This is a genomic window from Staphylococcus simiae (assembly GCF_017357005.1).
Classification (GTDB): domain Bacteria; phylum Bacillota; class Bacilli; order Staphylococcales; family Staphylococcaceae; genus Staphylococcus; species Staphylococcus simiae_A.
In genome coordinates, this window is sequence record NZ_CP071589.1 from 1700802 (window position 1) to 1722502 (window position 21701).

Sequence of the window (21701 nt, forward strand, 5' to 3'; positions counted from 1 at the left end):
ATCCTTTATTGAAGAGTGTGAGAGCCTCAATAATAACATGAAATTCACGTGACGTTTTTTATTTATAGGTGGCTAAGTTGATTATAAAATCCACCTTTATTAATCATTCTTAATAAAGAGTAAATTTTAATTATTACTATATAAAGAAAACTCCCCCACACTTTGTGGGGGAGACAAAAATTATTTTGCATATTCTACTGCTCTAGTCTCTCGAACAACTGTCACTTTGATATGACCAGGATATTGTAATTCTTCTTCAATCTGGTTTTTAATATCTCTTGCTAATCTATATGATTTTAAATCATCAATTTCTTCAGGAGAGACAATCACACGGATTTCTCTTCCTGCTTGTATTGCAAATGCCTTTTCAACACCGTCATAACTTTCTGATAACGTTTCCAATCGTTCTAATCGACGAATATAATTTTCCAGTGTTTCTTTTCTAGCGCCTGGTCGTGCAGCTGATAATGCATCAGCAGCAGCCACTAAAATAGAAATAATTGACGTTGGTTCTACGTCTCCATGATGTGAATGAATCGCATTGATTACTGTTTCATTTTCACCATATTTTTTAGCTAATTCTACACCTATTTCAACATGACTACCTTCTACTTCATGATCTATCGCTTTACCTACATCATGTAATAGCCCTGCACGTTTAGCTAAAGTTTCATCTTCACCTAATTCTGCAGCTAACATACTTGCTAGATGTGCTACTTCAATAGAATGTTTAAGAACATTTTGACCATAACTTGTACGATAATTTAAACGTCCTAATATTTTAACTAAATCTGGATGCATATTATATGCATTAACTTCAAATGTCGCTTGTTCACCAGCTTCACGAATAATATCATCTACTTCTTTTCTTGCTTTTTCGACCATATCTTCAATTCTTCCTGGATGAATACGACCATCAGATACTAAGTTAACAAGTGCTGTTCTTGCAATTTCTCTTCTTATTGGATCAAAACCAGATAAAATTACAGCTTCTGGTGTATCATCAATAATTAAATCAATTCCAGTTAAAGTTTCAAGTGTGCGAATATTTCGTCCTTCTCTACCAATAATACGACCTTTCATCTCATCATTTGGTAAATTAACAACTGATACAGTAGATTCACTTGTATGATCTGCTGCTAATCTTTGCACTGTAGTAGCTAATAATTCTTTGGCTGTTTTATTAACTGTTTCTTTAGCTTCTTTTTCTTTTTCTTTAACAAGTATTGCAATATCTTGTGACAGTTCTTCTTCAACTCTTTGAAGTTGTTCATTAACAGCTTCTTCTTGAGTGAGACCGGAGATGCGTTCTAATTCTTGTTCATGCTTCATTATTAACGTTTGAACACTACTCTCTTTTGCATCTACTTGTTGTTGTTTTTCTTCAATTTTTGATTCTTTTTGCTCTAAAATCTCATCCTTTTTATCAAGTAAATCAGATTTTCGCTCTAAGTTCTCTTCTTTTTGAAGAAGGCGGGATTCTTGTCGTTGAAGTTCACCACGTCTTTCACGTAGTTCCGCTTCAGCTTGTTCTCTTAAAATTTGATTCTCTTCTTTTGCCTCAAGTAATTTTTCTTTCTTGATATTGTCAGCCTCTTTATTGGCTTGATTTACAATATCTTCGGCAGTCTGTCTTGCATGTAATTGCTTTTGATGCAATATATTTCGGGCTACAACATACCCTACAACAACGCCTAGAATAATCCCCAGCAAAATGAGTAGGAGGCTTAATAAATTCACATAAACACCTCCTTTTTCTAGGGTTTCGTCTGTATATGAAATTCAATATGACTTTATGAAATTATATATAAATCATACATATTAATTGTACGGTTTTAAGCGGATAAGTGTCAAGTTATCTATTTGCACTTTTAGAAGATATTACAACTATTGACTGTTGAAAATTATAATTATTATACTATTAAAAATATAATTTTATCATCAATAAATTCACCATTAAATCTATGATCTTAATTATCAAATTGAATGTAGAAATCTCCATAAAAATATATAGCAATTAGTTTTATTAACATATAATAGCTAAGGTACAAGACTATCAAAAATACCAGTCAACAACTATATTAAGAGTCTATAAGCATTTTTATTGGGTTTTCTCCCAACTTGGACTGGTACATAATTAATTTTTAAATTATTCATTTTTTATTTATCAGTCCTAAAACTAGAGAACTCTTTATTGTAGTTATAAACGCTAACACATTTAAAATTTTCCATAAAAAAACTTCAAAGTACAACATCGTTATACTTTGAAGCTATAAATGTTTGAAGATTTACCCTTATTCTTCCTCTTCAAAAAGTGACTTAGGCGCTTCTTCTTCAGAACCTTCAACATCACCATCAAAAATTCCAAGCTTTTCACGTAATTTACGATCAATTTCTTCTTTAATTTGAGGATTCTCTTTTAAGTACATTTTAACGTTTTCTTTACCTTGGCCCATTCTTTCACCATTATATGAATACCAAGCACCGGATTTATCAACAATTTCATTTTCAACACCTAAATCAATAAGTTCGCCTTCTTTAGAGATGCCTTGTCCATACATAATATCCACTTCTGCAACTCTAAATGGTGGTGCAACTTTATTTTTAACAACCTTAATTTTAGTTCTATTACCAACAATTTCTTGTCCTTGTTTCAATTGTTCAGCACGACGTACTTCTAGTCTAACAGAGCTATAGAATTTTAATGCTCTACCACCCGGTGTTGTCTCAGGGTTACCGAACATGACACCAACTTTTTCACGAATTTGGTTAATGAAAATAGCTGTTGTATTTGATTTAGAAATAGCACCAGATAACTTACGTAAGGCTTGTGACATCAAACGTGCTTGTAGTCCAACATGAGTATCTCCCATTTCACCTTCAATTTCAGCTTTAGGCGTTAGAGCTGCAACTGAGTCAACTACTACAACATCGACAGCGCCACTTCGTACAAATGCTTCTGCAATTTCTAAACCTTGTTCGCCATGGTCAGGTTGTGACAAATATAAATTATCAATATCCACGCCTAGCGCTTGAGCGTACACTGGATCTAACGCATGTTCAGCATCTATAAATGCTGCTACACCACCATTACTTTGTACTTCGGCAATAGCATGAAGTGCTACAGTAGTTTTACCAGAACTTTCAGGACCATATATTTCAATAATACGTCCTTTAGGGTAACCACCGACACCTAATGCATTATCCAATGTCACTGAACCACTTGATGTACTTGAAACACGACGAGCTTTATTGTCCCCAAGTTTCATTACTGCACCTTTACCAAAAGACTTTTCCATATTTTTTATTACTGTATCTAGAGCTTTTTGACGATCATTATCCAAAGCGAGACCTCCTAAGTGAGCTTGTTTCTTTTTATTATCTTACCAATACTATACAAGGATTTTAATTGAATTACAAGTGTTTTGCGAATATTTGTTCGTATTTTTTGGCTATTTTTTACAACAAAATCGAACAAACGTACTTATCAATTTAACAATTATTAAAAATTAAATCCTCATTTAAATGAATTTAATAATCTTATTAATGCATAATTTTGACTTCTGCTATGCATTAAATTTCTTGATTGTGCCATTTTAAATGACTCAATAGTTAACTTGTCATTTTCCAATAATGCCAAATAAATAGTGTTATCTTGATTTAGAATAGAAATTGCCAAAGGAACTTGATATAAAGAAGCTGTATAATTAGTTGATTCTAGTAATTGTTCCTCGATACTGTTGTTTTTATTAATGATGTATTCTGAATCAATGATAGATCCTTTAGCCATTTCATGTTCATCTACATTTTTTAATCTATTGAATAATGCTCCATTTGTTACACCATCATATATTGCAAACGGGGTGTTAATACGTTGTATAACTGCTTGCTCTAATAATATATCATCTGATCCATAATAGAACTCACCAATTCTCTCCAAGATTTCTTTTTTAATTGGGGTTATTATATTTTCAGCCTCAGTCTTAGATTCTGCACTTGCAGTTAATCTAATATAAACTTCATGACTACCAGCTAATGGTGCGATTGTTGGATTTGTTTGGTGATCTATCATATCCATAAGTACCGTTTCGACTTTGGACTCTCCTATTCCGGCAAATCTAAGTAATTCTGAGTGTATGATTCTTTTATTATCCATAAAATAAGGCAATAACTCATGTTTAGCCATAGGTTGCATTTCTTTAGGCGGTCCTGGTAACATGACAATTTTTTTATTACCAGTTTCAATTAACATGCCTGGTGCCATACCATGATGATTAGGTAATACTATTGAATCTTTTATAACTAAAGCTTGTTGTTTATTATTTGGTGTCATTTCTTGGCCTTGTTCTCGAAAATAACTTTCAATATAGTCAAGAGAAGGTTCATCGGTTATCAACTCTTTATTAAGCACTTTGGCAACTGTATGTTTAGTTAAATCATCTTTTGTAGGTCCCAAACCTCCTGTTAAAATCAACGTATCAAATCGTTCTAAACCGCTTCGAATCACATGTTCTAAGCGATGTGGATTATCACCAATAACTGTATGTTCAACAACATCTTTACCAATTTCATTAAATAACTTGGATAAAAATTGTCCATTAGTATTGGCTATTTGACCTAGTAATAATTCTGAGCCGACTGCTATTATTGAGATTTTCATTTGTCTCCCCCTTTTGCATAACACATCTATTATAAACAAATCTCCTTAAAATTTCTAAAAATGAGTTTCAAAATGACTGTAATTTTAATTGTATAATCAATTACTAACTGACGACTTGTCATAGAAACTGAAATTAAAATGCATTCTATAGTTATTATTGTAGGATTTACAGTAATAATCTGAATTACAATGCCTTGATTTATTACTCTTTTATCATCTTAATCGGTCTTGCCGTGTGAGACACGTCATCAAAATATACGCGAGGTTTTTAAATTAACGTACAAAACAGACATTAACGAAATAACTATTTGAAAAATTATTTCTATCGTACTCTCCACTATAATTATTTGACTGAAAACAATTTTTAAATAATTTTCTCTTAACTGGATAATCTAATGTTTAAATTTTAATGATTATAAGATGTATACTTTTGCTTTGAATATCATTTAATATACCCAAAATAATAAAAAGGTAATTTCTACCAAATTTAAATAGAAATTACCTTTGATAAATATTAAATTTATATAGCTTTAGTACTAAACTTCTCAAAATAATTAATGTTTAAATACATCTCTACCTTTATAGAAATATTCAACACCTGATAAGATGGTAAATAATACACCGATATATAATAATATTTGACCTATAGAGAATCCAAGCCATATTGCCATTGGGTCACCTAATAGCAACCAAATGATTGCTACCATTGTTACAGCTGTTTTAATTTTACCAAGTTGTCCGGCAGCACTAACGAAACCTTGTTCAATTTGTAATAAACGTAATCCTGTAACAGCAAATTCTCTAGCGATTATAATAATTGCTACAACAGAATTGGTTAAACCAAGTTGCACCATAACAATAAGCGCACTAGCTACTAATAATTTGTCTGCTAGTGGATCTAAAAATTTACCCATATTAGTCACTAAATTCCATTTACGTGCTAAATATCCATCTGCAAAATCACTGAGAGATGCAATGATAAAAATAAAGCCACTAATTAATTGTTCTATTCTTATATCATAGCCACCTATAAATGATACGTTGCCAAATCCGAAATCTACTAATGCAAATAAGATAAAAACGGGTATTAATACAACTCTGAATACCGTTATCTGATTTGGAATATTCATCTTAAATCCTCATTTCATATTTTGTTATTGTTGTTAAAATATTAAAACTAAAAGAATCCATAACACAATAGTAATCAAAATTGCTAACCCCATGATTACTAATAGTTGTAAAGGTTCTTTAGATTTACTTTTATAAGTTACTTCATTACCATTACTAAAATCTGTTAAGACTTTGTCAAGTTGCTGTTGATTAGATGGTATTTCATCTTGATGAGCTTGAATAAGTTGGTTAGGTTCAATATTAACAACACTTGCGTATTTCCTAATAAATCCTTCGCTATAATTAGGATTAGGTAGTAAATTTAACTCGTTATTTTCAATATGTACTAATAAATACCTTTTAAGACCAGTCAATTGTTCTAATTCAGTTAAAGTCATCCCTAATCTTTCTCGTCTACCTTTTAATACTTCACCAATTGTCTTCAATAATGAACCTCCTAACTAACATTTACTCAAAGAATCCGAAGCCTCCACCAAATGGATCTCCAAAATCTAAATTATTTTTACTTTGAATTGTTTGTTGTTTCATATCTTCATATGTTATTTCTTGATTTTCATTTTCTCTTAATTCAATAATATAGTCAAAATCTTCCATAGTATAAGAACTTGTTTCTACAAATAAATCAGGGTGTTCTACAACTTTAATAGATGGTAAGGTCATTACTTCTGTTACAAGTTCTTGATGTTTGGGATTTGTCTCACGAGCAGTTACTGCACCATCTATAATATAAACGTGATTACAATCGTACTCTCCTTTAATTAGAGAGCTTCGAACAGTTTGTTTAATGAGTGTTGAACTAATAAATAACCATCTCTTATGTGCACAAACACTACCTGCTACGATTGATTCTGTCTTGCCAACTCTAGGCATGCCTCTAATCCCAATTAATTTATGTCCTTCTTCTTTAAACAATTCTGCTAAAAAATCAACTAATAATCCTAAATCTTCACGTTCAAACTTAAAAGTTTTCTTATCTTTACCATCCTGTTCAATATAGCGACCATGCCTTACCGCTAATCGATCACGAAGTTCAGGTTTTTTTAATTTAGTTATCTGAATTTCATTAATTTCACGTGCAATTTGTTCAAAACGTTCTACTTTAGTTAAACTATCCGTTTTAATTAACAAACCACGTTTACCTTGATCAACGCCGTTTATTGTAACGATACTGATACCAAGCATACCAAGTAAACTAGAAACATCACCTAATAATCCTGGACGATTCATTTCTATTTCATATTCCAGGTACCATTCTTTTTTTTGTGCAATAGTCATGGTAAACCCACACCCCTTGTTAGTTTAGCAATACTAAAAATTCAATTTTAATAGTCATATTATAACATTAAAAAATTTTAAATGTTATTGATTTACAGATACCAACCACCATTAACTTTTTGAATCGTCCCAGTAATACTTTTAGCTTGTGAGTGATATAAATATGCACAAGTATGTGCAATTTCAGAAGGTAATACCATACGTTGCTGTGGTAAGTCAGCCAATATACTTGTCAACTCTGCTTCATCCCAGTATTGAGCCATGTTTCCAGCAACAAAACCAGGAGTAACGGCATTAACAGTAACAGTTGTTAATGCTAATTCTTGACTCAATGCCTTAACGAAACCAAGTTGTGCACTCTTCATCGCTGAATATATCGTCTCCATACTCGCACCAGTTTCACCCCATATGGATGAAATAACAATAATTCTACCATTTTGACTTTGACGTAATTGATCTACAAAGTAACGACAAATTCTAATTAATTGCAGTACATTTAATTGATAACTGCTATTTATTTGATCATCAGTCATATCTTGAAGCATACCGTATAGTGCCTGTCCACTCGTATATATAAGAAAATCTAATTCTTCTATTCCATTAAAAGTAGCATCTAAATCAAGGGGATGTGATAAGTCTGCTTGAATAAAATGAACCCTTTCACCACGATATTGAGCTTCTAATTGCACTAAATCTGCATGACAATAGTGTAAATATACCTCATAACCATCTTGTAATAAGCGCTTTACTATTGCTGAACCAATTGATCCAGAACCACCAATGACTAAAGCTTTCATTATTCTTTAATCTCCAAACGACTGTCTACTTGCTGTTCTAAATTTAAATATAATGATGTTGTTTCATTTATACTATCTAAAGTAATATTTTCTACTATATCTAACATATCAAAGACACTTACACCTTCAAAATACAATTTAGTATATTGATTAGCAATATATTCTGGAGAATTCAAACTTGAAATAAACTCACCAATGAATTGTTTTTTCAATAATTCAAACGCTTGTTGATCTTGTAACTTACCTTTATATGTTGTTATTTCATCTAACAATAGTTGTTTTAGTTCATCTGGTTGTTGTGTAGCACTTGTAATGATAGAAAAACTATATGTTGGTTCTAAGACAAATTGATAACCAAATGTATCATCAATTAATCCCTTATTTAATAATTGTTGATAAAAATCCGTTTCTTCTCCAAAAATAAGTTCATAGAATAATGACATTTCCAGATCTCTTTGTACATATTTGTGTGGCTCTTCTGACAAAGGTTTATTTTTAAAACCTAGCATTAGTCGTGGTGATTGGATATTCATCTCTTCAGTTACAAATGCTTCATTAACTTCTTCCGGTTCATCAACTATAGCTCTTGCTATTTTCGGTTGATCCGTTTTATTACGTTTATTTTCATGTTCTTCTACTATTTGACAAATATCATTAGGATTGACATCCCCAACAACAAATAGCACCATATTAGAAGGATGATAAAACGTTTCATAACATAAATATAAGTCTTCTTTCGTAATATCATAAATACTTTCTACACTACCAGCAATATCAACACGTATAGGATGTTTTGAGTACATAGCACGTAAAGTATTAAACATCAATTTATATCCAGGTTGCTCCTGATACATTTTAATTTCTTCTGCAATGATACCTTTTTCTTTATCAACTGTTTCTTTAGTGAAATATGGCGTCTCTACCATCTTTAACAAACGTTCAATATTACTTTTAATATTATCAGTAGCACTAAACAAATAACTTGTACGGTCAAAACTGGTAAATGCGTTTGCTTGAGCATTATCTTCAGCGAATGCTGTAAATAAGTCTTCCTCTTCTTTTTCAAATAATTTATGTTCTAAAAAATGAGCAACACCATCTGGTACAGTAACATACTGATTTTGACCTAATGGTTTAAATTTATTATCTAAAGAGCCAAACTGTGTAGTATATGTGACAAATGTTTTTTGAAATCCTGCTTTAGGTATAATAAATAATCGTAAACCATTATCTAATTTCTTCTCATATACCCATTCATCTATTTGTTCATAATAATGTTGCTTCATTCTTCGTCACCTCTTTTGGTTAATACATAAACCGTATCTAAATATGCTTCATTTGCAACTGTCATAATATCTTGATAATTAACATTACTTATCTCTTCTATAAAATCATCCTTGGTTTGTGGCTGATCCAACAAAATCTGGTTATGCATAATTTCGATAATACTTTTTGGTCTATCTTCAGATTCAAATCTATGAGATATTATAATTTTTTTGGCAAGTTCTAACTTTTCTTCAGAGAATTCTCCATTTGCTAGTTTATTAAATTCCGATATAACAGTTTCTTTTGCTATTTCATATTTATCACTTGAAACACCACTTAAAACAAATAAATAACCGTTTTTACCATCAATTTGAGAATGAATAGAATATGCCAAACTTTGTTTTTCTCTCACTTCATTAAATAAAACAGATGATGGATCGCCACCGAACATCATGTTTAAAACAACAAATGCAGCATAATTTTTATCACCATATCTAGTATTAAATCGATATCCTAAATTTAATTTAGCTTGATCAACTTCATCATAGGTAACAATATAATTGGGCTCTGTAATGCTTATATTTTTAAAATTATTTTTCTGTTGCAATGTGGTAGCAAATGGTTTTATTGGAAACATATTTTTTATTTTAGCTACTACTTCTGATTCATTAACATTCCCAACTACATATACTGCACAATGGTCATTATTAATCATTGATTGATATGTATGATATAAACTTTGCGCAGTAATATGTGGTATTTGTTCTAATTGCCCAGTTGATAAATATTTGTATGCTTCATCTTCAAACATATAATCTAGCATTTTTAAAAATGAATATTGTGCTTTGTTATCCACCATTGCTTCGATTTTCTTTTGTAGTAATGTTTTCTCTTGTTCAACAATATTAGTATCAAATGCATTATCTTTAATTAAAGGGTTCCAAATAATTTCATATAATAAGTTTAATCCTTGTTCAAGTAGCAATTCATGATTTTTTAAATAACGCTCATTGACAATTTCTAATGATAACGTAATAACATGTTGATCTTTAAATTTCGTAACTGTGCTATTTACATAAGCGCCGTATAATTCTGCCAAATGATTATTAAACAATTTATCTGTCGGCCATAATTTTGTAGCTCTTACTAAAATTTTACTTAATAATGAACGTGCGGTGATTGTGTCGTAGTCTAAGGGTGCCATAAATTTAAAAACAATTGTCGTGGTCTTAAATTTTGTTGTTGGTGTAATATTAATATGTATATTGGATGATGAACTTTGTTCCAAGTTATTAACTCCTTTATTATGTGTGTAACTATATTTTTCGAGATAGTTTAAATTGTACTAAGCTATTTTTCATATAATTTAATGAATATAATACTGGTTCATTAAATTCATTATAATGTGTTATTTTTAATAAAATTAAACCTTCATGCAATGATGCATTTAAAACTTCTGAAATACGCGGTTCATAGTTAATCGCTTCAATTTCTGTATCAGCATAACAAATATTATGGCCACTTTGTGTTTTAATTGCACTTAAGATTGAACCGTTACTCATTTGATAACCCGTGCAAGTCAAATTTCTTTTAGCAATTTTGTCCATACAATAAACAACAGGATTACCATTAGCTGTTCTTATTCGTTCGATGAGCGTGATAGCCTCACCATCTTTAACATTTAATAATGATGCGTCTAATGAAGTTGCAGGTTGTTCATCAAAATTTAAATATTCGGTGCCACTTTCATAGCCAGCATTTTTGATCATTTGTCCAATGCTCACTAATTCATTTAATGGATAAAAGAAAGGGGGTAGTGTTTTTACACTTGTACCCTCTTCAAAATTATCTTTAATGACTTGTTCTGTAATTAATGCCTTAATTGCTTCATTGACATCATCAGTTTTGACATTTAATTGTCGAGCAATCGTTAAATCACTTGGTAACGTTTCACCATTGTGTAATTTATTCTGCTCTATCAAATTTAAAATGTATTGTTTTACTTTATAAATAGCGTTTACTTCTGACATTGTTACACCTCGTCATTATTTAGATCAATTAGTACTTGTCTTGGCTTACTACCTTTTTGTGGACCAATCACTTGATTACGTTCTAAATCGTCCATCAATCTTGACGCTCTATTATAACCAATTCTGAATTGACGTTGTAGTAGTGACGTACTTGCTTTTTGTTGTTCAATAACAAATAAATATGCTTCGTCATATAAGGCATCTTCACTTTTCATCTCAGATTTATCAACTGGAGCATCAGGTTCCATTTCTTTAACATAATTTGCTTGCTGTTGTTGGACAACATAATTCACAACATCTTGAACTTCTTGATCACTTAAAAATGCGCCTTGAATCCTAGTTTGAGTAGAATCACCATTACCAACATAAAGCATATCACCTTTACCTAACAGTTTCTCTGCACCACCAGTGCCTAAGATTGTTCGTGAATCTGTTTGCGAACTAACAGCAAAAGCAATTCGTGATGGTATATTATTTTTTATGATTCCTGTTATAACATCAACAGATGGTCTTTGTGTTGCAACTATTAAATGGATACCCGCTGCACGTGCCATTTGTGTAATACGCTGTATGGCATTTTCAACTTCTTTACCAGCAACCATCATTAAGTCAGCTAATTCATCAACAATTACAACGATATATGGTAATTCTGCTTGTTTTTCATCTAATTCTTGATTTTGCTTACGTATAAAGGCATTATATCCTTTAATATTTCTAGTTGCAGAATGTTGGAATAAATCATAACGTCTTTCCATCTCTGCAACTATCTTTTCTAAAGCTTGTGCAGCTTTATGTGGGTTTGTCACAACTGGTATTAATAAATGAGGTATACCATTATAAACATTTAATTCAACCATTTTCGGATCAATTAACATCAATTTAACTTCGTGTGGTTTAGCGTTTAATAAAATACTCGTTATGATACCATTAATACATACAGATTTACCACTACCCGTCGAACCTGCAACTAATAAATGTGGCATTTCGTCAAGTTGAACAGTAATCGGATCGCCTGAGATATCTCTTCCTAAACCAACTTCTAACTTATTATTAGACGGGAATTTCTCATCTAAAACTTCTTTAAGAGAAACTAAAGATATTTTCTCATTTGGTACTTCAATACCCACTGCAGATCTACCAGGAATTGGCGCTTCAATTCTAACGTCTTTAGCAGCTAGTGCTAATGCGATATCGTTATGTAAATTGACAATTTTACTAACTTTAACACCCTGTGCTGGTTGAATTTCATATTGTGTCACTGCAGGCCCAATTTTAATCTGCGTCACTTTAGCATTAACACCAAAATCTTTCATCGTATTTTCTAAAATTTGACCTTTACGTTGAACTTCACTTTTAGAAGTTGCTTGTTGTTTAGCTGGTTGATTTAATAATGTTAATGGCGGTATAACATATTCAACATTCGTAACTTCGCCCGCTTCTACAATAGATCCTTCAACTTCTGAGCTACTATCGTCCTCTAATTCATGCTGTGAATTATTTTTATTAGAAGGCCTTTCTTCGGTTACATCACTTGATTTACTATTATCTTGATTATATAAATGTTTCTTGCGAGAGGATTGTTGAGGTTGTTCTTCACTGTCATCATGACCAAAAATTGGTATTGGTCTATCATTAGACACTTCAGCGACTTCAGGTAAATCGCTTACATCCTTAATAGTTACATCAGTTACTTTTTGCTCCTCAGCTTTTTGTGATTTAAGTTGTGCTTTCTCTTCTTTTTTCTTTGCACGTTGTTCAGAACGCTCTTGCATATTCATTTTCATAGAACTAAACCATGTTTTAAGATTTTCTAAAACAAGTTTTGATACATCTCTATGACGATGATTAGTTAATAAAATCACACTAGATATGAGTAATAATAATGTAATTAATACAACACCAATAATTGAAATTAGTGGTTCACTAAGAATAAACAAATAATACCCTAAAACACCTCCACCAAAATTAGGGAACATTGTATGTTCATATGACTTGTATACGTAAGTTAATACAGGCTCACGTTCAGATTTAATGCCACTGTTGAAATAATATATAAGTTGACATAAGAATAGCAACGCAAATTGTAACACGATTGAACCTGTAGTTCTTCTAGATTTAGGGATACGTTTAGAATATGTTAAATAACCAGTTGATAATAACACTAAGATATACGTTAAATACCTACTAAATCCAAATAAATAATTAAAGAAGCTATCAATAACACGTCCAATAATTCCTAATTGGAAGATACCTAAAACAACTAAAATAACTACTAAGATAGCTATGACATATCTTATGGGATTATCATTTTGCTTTTTTCTAGAATTTGTACGTTTTTTAGTTGTTCCTTTTTTCTTCGTTGTGGGTTTTCTTTTGGTTTGTGGCAATTGATACACCTCCTTCTCGTTATAAGTATATTGTAATAAATCATTTTATTATGAGACGTCGAAAGAGGTAAGAACAACCTCACTCGTTACTAATTCATTAATTGAAATAACGTAAACATTAGCTCAACTATATTAGTATAAAATATAAAGTCATAGTAAATACTAAATTTATATTTTGTGAATTGTTCTAACCTCTTTTAATGTTTGTTAATTAAAATTATATTTCTGATATGACTGGAATAATCATAGGACGACGTTTAGTACTTTCAAATAACAGCTTACTAATTTGGTCTCTCATATTTTGTTTGATTTCTGACCATTCAATACGTTTTTCTTGTAAGCCAGCTTCTACAATTTCACGTACTTTATCTTCTGCCTCTTGTAGTAAATCTTCACTTTCTCTTACATAAACAAAGCCTCTTGATTGAATTTCCGGTCCAGCAGCGATTTTTCTATTTTTAGGATCTAACGTCACAACAACTATAAATATGCCGTCTTCTGCTAATAAATGTCTATCTCGTAATACGATATTACCTACATCGCCGACACCTATACCATCAATCAAAATGTTACCTGATGTAACTTTTTCATTTATGATCATATTTTTACCATCATAATTAATAACGTCACCTTTTTCTACAAGGAAGATCTTTTCGGGAGATACACCAGCTTCTGCCGCTAATTTTGCATGAGCAATTTGCATTTTAAATTCACCTTGTACTGGTATAAAGTACTCAGGTTTCATTATATTTAACATCATTTTTAATTCTTCCATACATCCATGGCTAGATGCATGGATTTTTTTATTATTTGGAATAATATGTGCTCCTGCACGTACCAATTCATTTAAAGTATCTGCAATAATCACTTCCATATTAGCTGAAGCTGTAATTGCTAAAAATACTGAATCTCCTTTTTCTATATTCATAATTTTATGTTTATGCTGAGCCATCTGACTTAAAGCTTCAACTGGCTCACCTTGCATTCCTGTAGCAATGATAATAACTTCATTCTTAGGATAGTTATCAACTTCTGTAATTGGAATCAGTAAATCTTTTGGAATATCAAAATAACCCATTTTTCTAGCAATATTAAATGAACTTTCTAAAGAACGACCCAAGAAAGATACTTTTCTATTTAATCTACTAGCTATATTTAATACTTGTTGGATACGAATGAAATTAGAAGCATAGCATGATACGATTAAACGTCCACGTACTTTAGCAAATGCGTCATACATATGATGTTCAATAACATTTTCAGGTGTGTTATAGCCCGGTTTCTCGGCTTCAGTTGAATCACTAATCAACACAAAGACGCCTTCTTCTCCAATTTCAGACATACGTTTAAAATCTGGTGCATAATGACCATGTAAACTTTGATCGAATTTAAATTCTCCTGTGTATACTATTGCACCATAAGAAGTGTGAATACAAACACCTAAGCTATCTGGAATACTATGTGTAGTGTTAAAGAAACTTACATTGACATTCTTGAATCTCATAATAGAATCATGATTAACAGTATAATAGCGTACTTTTTTATCAATGTTACGGGCTTTCATGCTTTCTTTTACTAACGCTATTGTTAATTTTGAACCATATACTGGTGCATCTAATTGTTCAAGAACGTAACTCACTGCACCAATAGCATGTTCGTGTCCATGAGTTAAGAATATACCTTTTAATTTATCTTTATTTTCAATTACATAAGAAATATCAGGAATAACAATATCTATCCCTAACATTTCATCTTCTGGAAACATTAATCCAGCATCTAACATAAACATTTCATCGTCTACTTCAACGATGTACATATTTTTAGCTATTTCGCCAACACCACCAAGTGGAATAATGCGAATATCTTTATTATTTTTCTTTATTAAACTCAAAATTTTACCTCCTAAATTTGTTGCCCGTCCATATATAAACTCACCATTTATTATAAGTGAAAACACGCATGATGTACACTATTATTCACTTTGATATCATTCTGTTTATCATAAACAATGTTTAAAATTATTTGTTGATCGTATATCTATTCTGATTATCTTCAATCAAAGGTTGTTATGGTTGAATATTTTTTATCTAAATGATGTCATAGTTAAAATCGACTTACAGTTGTATTTGTATTTTGTGACACATCATTGTAGTTTAATTGCTCTTATTTGTTGTCATTCTCGTCCTCCAACTGTTATTTATAGAAAATTCCATATTTGTATACTAAAGTTCTTAATTCTAAACTTTTAGCATCATAGAAGAGAGATTGCAATTGATTTTCAACAGATTGATTCCGTAGATGCCTGTCTAGAACAATAATGTAAAATTGACAAATATCTATTTAATGCTGAGTTCTATACACTCCAGTAAGATATAAAAAATAGATATATTCCGACATTATAATCCAGACAGTTACCACCAAATGCTTAATTTTAAGTGTAAAATGCTTTTTGTCTCAGACTCATTCCTCGCAAAAAAACTGCTGAACAATCATTAAGATTATTCAACAGTTTCATTTTTATAAACAAACTAATATAAGCATGTCAGATAGTCATTATTTGTCATCTAAAACTTTATGTGAAGCATTAGCGCGACCTTGTTTATCAATTTCAGTTACTTTAACTTCTATTGTATCTCCAATTTTTAATACATCTTCAACTTTATTTATTCTATCTTGAGAAATTTGTGAGATATGAAGTAAAGCATCTTTACCAGGGAATAGTTCAACAAATGCGCCATATTTTTCAATACGTCTTACTTTTGCGTTGTACACTTGTCCTACTTCAGCTTCACGGGTAATTTCTTCAATGATTTCACGTGCACGATCAATCATATCTTGATCAACTGCACCAATAAAGATCGTACCATCTTGTTCAATGTCTAATTTAACACCAGTTTCATCAATGATTTCATTAATTTTCTTACCACCTGGTCCAATAACATCTCTGATTTTCTCAGGTTTAATCGTCATTGTAACAACTTTTGGTGCATAAGCACTTAATTCTGAACGTGGTTGATCTATCGTTTGTAACATATGATCCATAATTTCTAAACGTCCACGTCTTGCTTGTTCCAATGCTTCTTCTATGATTTCACGCGTTAAACCGTTTATTTTAATATCCATTTGAATAGCAGTAATACCTTCTTTAGTACCAGCTACTTTAAAGTCCATATCACCTAAAGCATCTTCCATACCTTGAATATCAGTTAAAATTGTATAACTATCATCTCTTGTAACTAGACCCATAGCAATACCAGCAACTGGTGCCTTGATTGGAACACCTGCATCCATTAATGCTAATGTTGATCCGCAAATGGACGCTTGAGATGAAGAACCATTTGATTCTAGTACTTCACTGACGATTCGTATTGTGTATGGGAATTCAGCAATATCTGGAATGATGTATTTTAATGCTCTTTCACCTAAGGCACCATGTCCAATTTCACGTCTACCAGGTGCACGAACTGGACCAGTTTCCCCAACTGAGAAATTAGGGAAATTATAATGATGCATAAATCGTTTTTCTTCTTCAGGACCAATACCATCTATTAATTGGTAATCTCCTAAGGCGCCTAGAGTCAATACCGATAATGCTTGAGTTTGACCACGAGTGAATAAACCTGAGCCGTGTGCTCTTGGTAATAAACCTACTTCTGAATCTAATGGTCTAATCTCGTCTGGTTTACGGCCATCTGGTCTTATTTTATCTTCAGCAATTAATTGTCTTACTTGTTCTTTAATTAGATCGTTAATAATACTATTTACTTCTTTAATTAGTAATTCATTATCAGGATCTTCTTCATTTATAAATTCAGCAACAATGTCATCTCTAATAGCATCTAAGTTATCATCGCGTTGCTGTTTATCGAATGTCAAAACAGCATCTTTCAGACCATTTTGCTCTGTTAATGCCGTAATACGTTCTACTAACGCTTCATCACGTTCAACAGGTACAAATTCACTTTTAACAGGTTGAATATGATCTATAATTTGTTGTTGAAATTCTACTAATCGTTGAATCTCTTGATGACCAAAGAAAATGGCTTCCAGCATTTCGCTTTCAGTAATTTCACTAGCACCAGCTTCTACCATGTTTACAGCATCTTTATGACCTGCTACTTCCAAATCTAATCTTGAAACTTCTTTTTCAGCAACTGTTGGGTTAATAACATATTTACCGTCAACATATCCAACGTTTACTCCTGCGATAGGTCCTTGGAATGGAATATCTGATACGCTTAAAGCCATAGATGAACCTATCATAGCAGCCATTTGTGGTGAGCAGTCTGGATCAGCACTTAAAACAATATTCATAATTTGAACATCATGTTTATAACCTTTAGGGAATAACGGTCTAATCGGTCTATCAATTAAGCGTGCTGTTAATGTTGCATCATCACCTGGTCTACCTTCACGTTTTTTAAATCCACCCGGAATTTTACCAGCAGCATACATTTTTTCTTCATAGTTAACTGTTAATGGGAAGAAATCACCATCGCGTGGTTCTTTAGAAGCAGTAGCAGTTGATAATACAACCGTATCACCATAACGTACTAAAACAGCGCCGTTAGCTTGTTTAGCCAATTGTCCTGTTTCAATCGTTAAAGATCTGCCTGCCCATTCAGTTTTAAAAACTTTTTTCTCTTGAGACATTACGAATCTCCTCTCTTGAATCTAATATTTATATCATATCATTTATTTAGATATTTTTATATCAGTGTTATATATAGAATTACAAAAAAATAGGATGGGATAGCAATCTATTTTAATAACTAGAGATTATTAACCCACCCTATTATTTGTTAAATTTCAAAATGTTTTTTTATTAATTTTAGTTATTTATATTTTATTAGTTAATTCATAAATACAAAAATGAAGGTTGGAACATAAATATGCTCCAACCTAAAAGACTATATTAAGATTAACGACGGATACCTAATGATTTAATTAATTCACGGTAACGTTGAATATCTTTACTACGTAAGTAGTTTAATAAATGTCTACGACGACCTACCATTTTTAATAATCCACGACGTGAATGGTGGTCTTTTTTGTGTGTACGTAAATGATCGTTTAATGCAGTAATTTCTGCAGTTAAAACAGCGATTTGTACTTCTGGAGAACCAGTATCAGTTTCGTGTACACGGTATTCTTTAATAATTTCGTTCTTACGTTCTTGTGAAATTGCCATAATCAATTTCCTCCTTAAATTGTATATACTCCTCAATCTGAGTTAAGCGTTGGAGAATCGACTCACTAAGAAAGAGGTGTGACATAATTATCCTAAAATAATTATATGCAACTTTAAATATTATAAGACACTTCATCACCAAAATCAACAGATAATAAATATTTAGCTTGTTCTTTATCTTCATTCATTTGCTTAACTAAAGGATCAATGCCATCAAACTTAACTTCTGGTCTTAAAAAGTGATGCCAATAAACGATAACACGTTCACCATATATATTTTCATCAAAATCAAAAATATTAACTTCAATAACCACGTCTGCTTTTTGAGGATCATGAAATGTTGGTTTAACTCCGATATTAGCAACTCCACGATATAATTTATTTTCAGCACCAATTTCTATACTAACAGCATAGACACCGATGCGTGGTAATAAGTAGTCATCGCTAGGTTGAATATTAGCAGTTGGGAAACCAATTGTACGACCTCGTTTTTCACCTTGGACTACAGTTCCTTTTATAGAATAAATGTAGCCAAGTTCTCTATTAGCTTTTTGAAGTTCTCCATCTAATAGCGCTTGTCTAATCGCAGTAGTTGAAATTTTTTCGTCATCAGATTCTTGTTTTTTAACAATTGTAGTATTAAATTCATTATATTCTTTTAACACAGACATATTACCTTTACCGAATTTACCAAATGTAAAATCAAAACCTGCAATAACTTCTTTAACATGGTTATTAATAATATAGTCTTGAACAAATTCTTCAGCTGTGACATTAGCAAATCTAGAAGAAAAATTCACAACGATACAATAATCAATACCATGTTGAGCAATTTTTTCTAGTTTATCTGCAAGCGGCGTTAAATATGTTGTTCTTTTGCGTTTTGGATTTAAAACAACTGATGGATGCGGGTCGAATGTCATCACAGCTTTTTTTAATTGATTTTCTTTTGCTTTATCATCTAAAATTTCAAAAACTTTATCATGGCCTTTGTGCATACCATCAAAAAAGCCAAATGCCATTGCTACATCCTCATTTATATATTGATCTTTTTGTATAGGATGTGTCACTTCTATGACTTTCATAATTCATATCTCCTTTAGTTAAAGACTTTTTTCGGTTTAATTTCTGCAGGTTTATCTGGATGGATGATATAAATAGCCAATGCTTTCTTCGTACTATGATCAATAAAAACAACTTGTTCATTAAATTGTTGTTTAAATTGTCGTGTATAAAATTTTTGGCCATTTAAAATTCGCTGCTTCACTTGTGGATCTTCTATAATTATCTGAGATAAACCCTTTAACCCATATTCTATAGGAAACAATTTAGTTTGTAATGAATCATGCTCATGCAATGCTTTAATGTCTTCTAAACTTAAACTATCCTCTAATTTAAAGCCACCAGATTCAATTCTAGTTAATTTAGACATATGTGCAGGTAATTCTAACGCTTTTCCGATATCTGTCGCAAGTGTGCGAATATAAGTACCCTTACCACAAGTAACAGTAATATCAAAGTTACATTCATTATTTGTGAAATTTAATTCTGAAATTCGTTTAATGTTATAAATAATTACTGTTCTAGTTGGGCGTTCCACTGTTTCATTGTTTCTAGCATATTCATACAACTTCTTGCCATTAACTTTAACAGATGAATACATTGGCGGTGTCTGACTAATATGACCTTGGAAGTGTTGTAATACTTTATCAACTTGATCAACAGTAATTTGTCCATCGTTAACATTACTTTGCGCTATTGTTACACCAGTTTGATCTTCGGTTGTCGTACTACGACCGATTGTGACAGTGGCTACATATGATTTCCCCATATCCATAACATAATCACTAATTCTTGTCGCTGGTCCAATACAAATTGGTAAGACACCATCAACTTCTGGATCTAATGTTCCGGTATGACCAATTTTTTTTGTTTTTAATATTTTACGTAATTTAAAGACAACATCATGACTTGTTAGTCCGCGTTCTTTATACACTGGCAAAATACCGTTATACATCCTTTCACCTACTTTAATAATTTTTAGGAAACTTATTCTTTGAATCTGAAAATTAAATATTAATAAAAGTGCATTGTGATTTCATAGTATGATGTTGGCAATGCTTTGATAAATACATATTAACTATAAAATGTTTGATAACAGAATTGGCGCAATAAAGATCAATTAATAGTAAAAATATCAATCCAAGTTGTCAACATACCTATTTTACGATAATTTTCACATAAAAAAAGGAACATGTTACAAAACTTATTATTCACCATTCGCATCTATATGCTTTTAATTGAATAATAAGTTTGTTTAACACATCCCAGATTACTAATTTGCTATTATTTATCTTGTTTGTGTAAATCTTGAATCATGCGTTCAATTTTATTACCATATTCTATTGATTCATCATATTCATACATTAACTCAGGTATAATACGTAATCTCATTCTTGAACCTAATTCAGATTTTATAAAACCTTTGGCCTTTTCTAATGCTTTAAAAGTATCTTCGACTTCTTTTTTATTACCAAGAACTGTTAAGAAAACCTTCGCTTGTGATAAATCATTAGTTAATACAACATCTGTTATCGTAATAAATCCAACACGTGGATCTTTAACCTTATTGTTGATGATATCCATTAATTCTTTTTTCATTTGTTCACCAACACGTTCTGCTCTCATATTACTCATTATGTCACCTCATTTATCTCTATTATTTAATTTATTGATAGTTATGCTATTCATATAACTTTTTTAGTTCACACGTTATTTTAATAAATTCAGCATACAAAATCAAATGTTGTCTGTATTTTAATAATAGATTACATCTTTAGTATTAAAAATTGAAAAAAGAATCTAGTAGATGAAGTCAAATTTTAATGTAAATAAATATGATAGTGATAATTAGAATATAAGGTAATATTGTAAGTAGATACCACTTACCTTTTTGTTGTAAAT

Annotated in this window: 16 protein-coding genes and 2 pseudogenes; all 18 read right to left on the minus strand. The window is 31.3% G+C overall.

Annotated features, from left to right (window positions below; genetic code table 11):
- Positions 1–180: 180 nt before the first annotated feature.
- Entirely contained in the window at positions 181–1740 is a 1560-nt protein-coding gene (gene rny, locus J3R86_RS07650; protein ID WP_207516819.1) for a ribonuclease Y, read from the minus strand.
- Between the two features lie 554 nt (positions 1741–2294).
- Positions 2295–3344 (minus strand): recombinase RecA, encoded by a 1050-nt coding sequence (gene recA, locus J3R86_RS07655; RefSeq protein ID WP_207516820.1) that lies wholly within the window; start codon positions 3342–3344, stop codon positions 2295–2297.
- Positions 3345–3517: 173 nt separating this feature from the next.
- The gene (locus J3R86_RS07660; protein ID WP_207516821.1) at positions 3518–4660 is read right to left on the minus strand and encodes a CinA family nicotinamide mononucleotide deamidase-related protein; all 1143 of its coding nucleotides are present in this window, start codon (positions 4658–4660) and stop codon (positions 3518–3520) included.
- A gap of 554 nt (positions 4661–5214) precedes the next feature.
- On the minus strand, positions 5215–5790 hold the full coding sequence (gene pgsA / locus J3R86_RS07665; RefSeq protein ID WP_207516822.1) for a CDP-diacylglycerol--glycerol-3-phosphate 3-phosphatidyltransferase: 576 nt from the start codon (positions 5788–5790) through the stop codon (positions 5215–5217).
- 33 nt (positions 5791–5823) lie between these two features.
- Positions 5824–6216 carry a helix-turn-helix domain-containing protein gene (locus J3R86_RS07670; RefSeq protein WP_207516823.1) on the minus strand — a complete coding sequence of 131 codons (393 nt, stop codon included), beginning with the start codon at positions 6214–6216 and terminating at the stop codon, positions 5824–5826.
- 22 nt (positions 6217–6238) lie between these two features.
- Complete coding sequence (locus tag J3R86_RS07675) at positions 6239–7066, minus strand: YmfK family protein (protein ID WP_207516824.1); 828 nt, start codon at positions 7064–7066, stop codon at positions 6239–6241.
- A 92-nt stretch (positions 7067–7158) separates the two neighbouring features.
- Complete coding sequence (gene ymfI / locus J3R86_RS07680) at positions 7159–7863, minus strand: elongation factor P 5-aminopentanone reductase (RefSeq protein ID WP_207516825.1); 705 nt, start codon at positions 7861–7863, stop codon at positions 7159–7161.
- On the minus strand, positions 7863–9149 hold the full coding sequence (gene yfmH / locus J3R86_RS07685) for an EF-P 5-aminopentanol modification-associated protein YfmH (RefSeq protein ID WP_207516826.1): 1287 nt from the start codon (positions 9147–9149) through the stop codon (positions 7863–7865). Before yfmH ends, ymfI begins: the two co-directional genes overlap by 1 nt.
- On the minus strand, positions 9146–10417 hold the full coding sequence (gene yfmF / locus J3R86_RS07690; protein ID WP_207516827.1) for an EF-P 5-aminopentanol modification-associated protein YfmF: 1272 nt from the start codon (positions 10415–10417) through the stop codon (positions 9146–9148). The genes yfmH and yfmF overlap by 4 nt, the downstream gene beginning before the upstream one ends.
- Positions 10418–10445: 28 nt before the next feature.
- A complete protein-coding gene (locus tag J3R86_RS07695) occupies positions 10446–11159 on the minus strand; it encodes a GntR family transcriptional regulator (RefSeq protein WP_207516828.1) in 714 nt (237 codons plus the stop codon).
- Positions 11160–11161: 2 nt separating this feature from the next.
- A pseudogene (locus tag J3R86_RS12315) lies at positions 11162–12625 on the minus strand (DNA translocase FtsK); the annotation flags it as partial.
- Between the two features lie 92 nt (positions 12626–12717).
- Positions 12718–13546: pseudogene (locus tag J3R86_RS12320) on the minus strand (DNA translocase FtsK 4TM domain-containing protein); the annotation flags it as partial.
- Positions 13547–13763: 217 nt separating this feature from the next.
- On the minus strand, positions 13764–15437 hold the full coding sequence (rnjB, locus tag J3R86_RS07705) for a ribonuclease J2 (protein ID WP_207516830.1): 1674 nt from the start codon (positions 15435–15437) through the stop codon (positions 13764–13766).
- A 662-nt stretch (positions 15438–16099) separates the two neighbouring features.
- Entirely contained in the window at positions 16100–18199 is a 2100-nt protein-coding gene (gene pnp / locus J3R86_RS07710; protein ID WP_207516831.1) for a polyribonucleotide nucleotidyltransferase, read from the minus strand.
- A 268-nt stretch (positions 18200–18467) separates the two neighbouring features.
- Complete coding sequence (gene rpsO / locus J3R86_RS07715) at positions 18468–18737, minus strand: 30S ribosomal protein S15 (RefSeq protein WP_207516832.1); 270 nt, start codon at positions 18735–18737, stop codon at positions 18468–18470.
- Positions 18738–18850: 113 nt separating this feature from the next.
- A complete protein-coding gene (locus J3R86_RS07720; RefSeq protein ID WP_207516833.1) occupies positions 18851–19822 on the minus strand; it encodes a bifunctional riboflavin kinase/FAD synthetase in 972 nt (323 codons plus the stop codon).
- A 14-nt stretch (positions 19823–19836) separates the two neighbouring features.
- Entirely contained in the window at positions 19837–20754 is a 918-nt protein-coding gene (gene truB / locus J3R86_RS07725) for a tRNA pseudouridine(55) synthase TruB (protein WP_207516834.1), read from the minus strand.
- 329 nt (positions 20755–21083) lie between these two features.
- Positions 21084–21434 carry a 30S ribosome-binding factor RbfA gene (rbfA, locus tag J3R86_RS07730; protein WP_207516835.1) on the minus strand — a complete coding sequence of 117 codons (351 nt, stop codon included), beginning with the start codon at positions 21432–21434 and terminating at the stop codon, positions 21084–21086.
- Between the last annotated feature and the right edge of the window lie 267 nt (positions 21435–21701).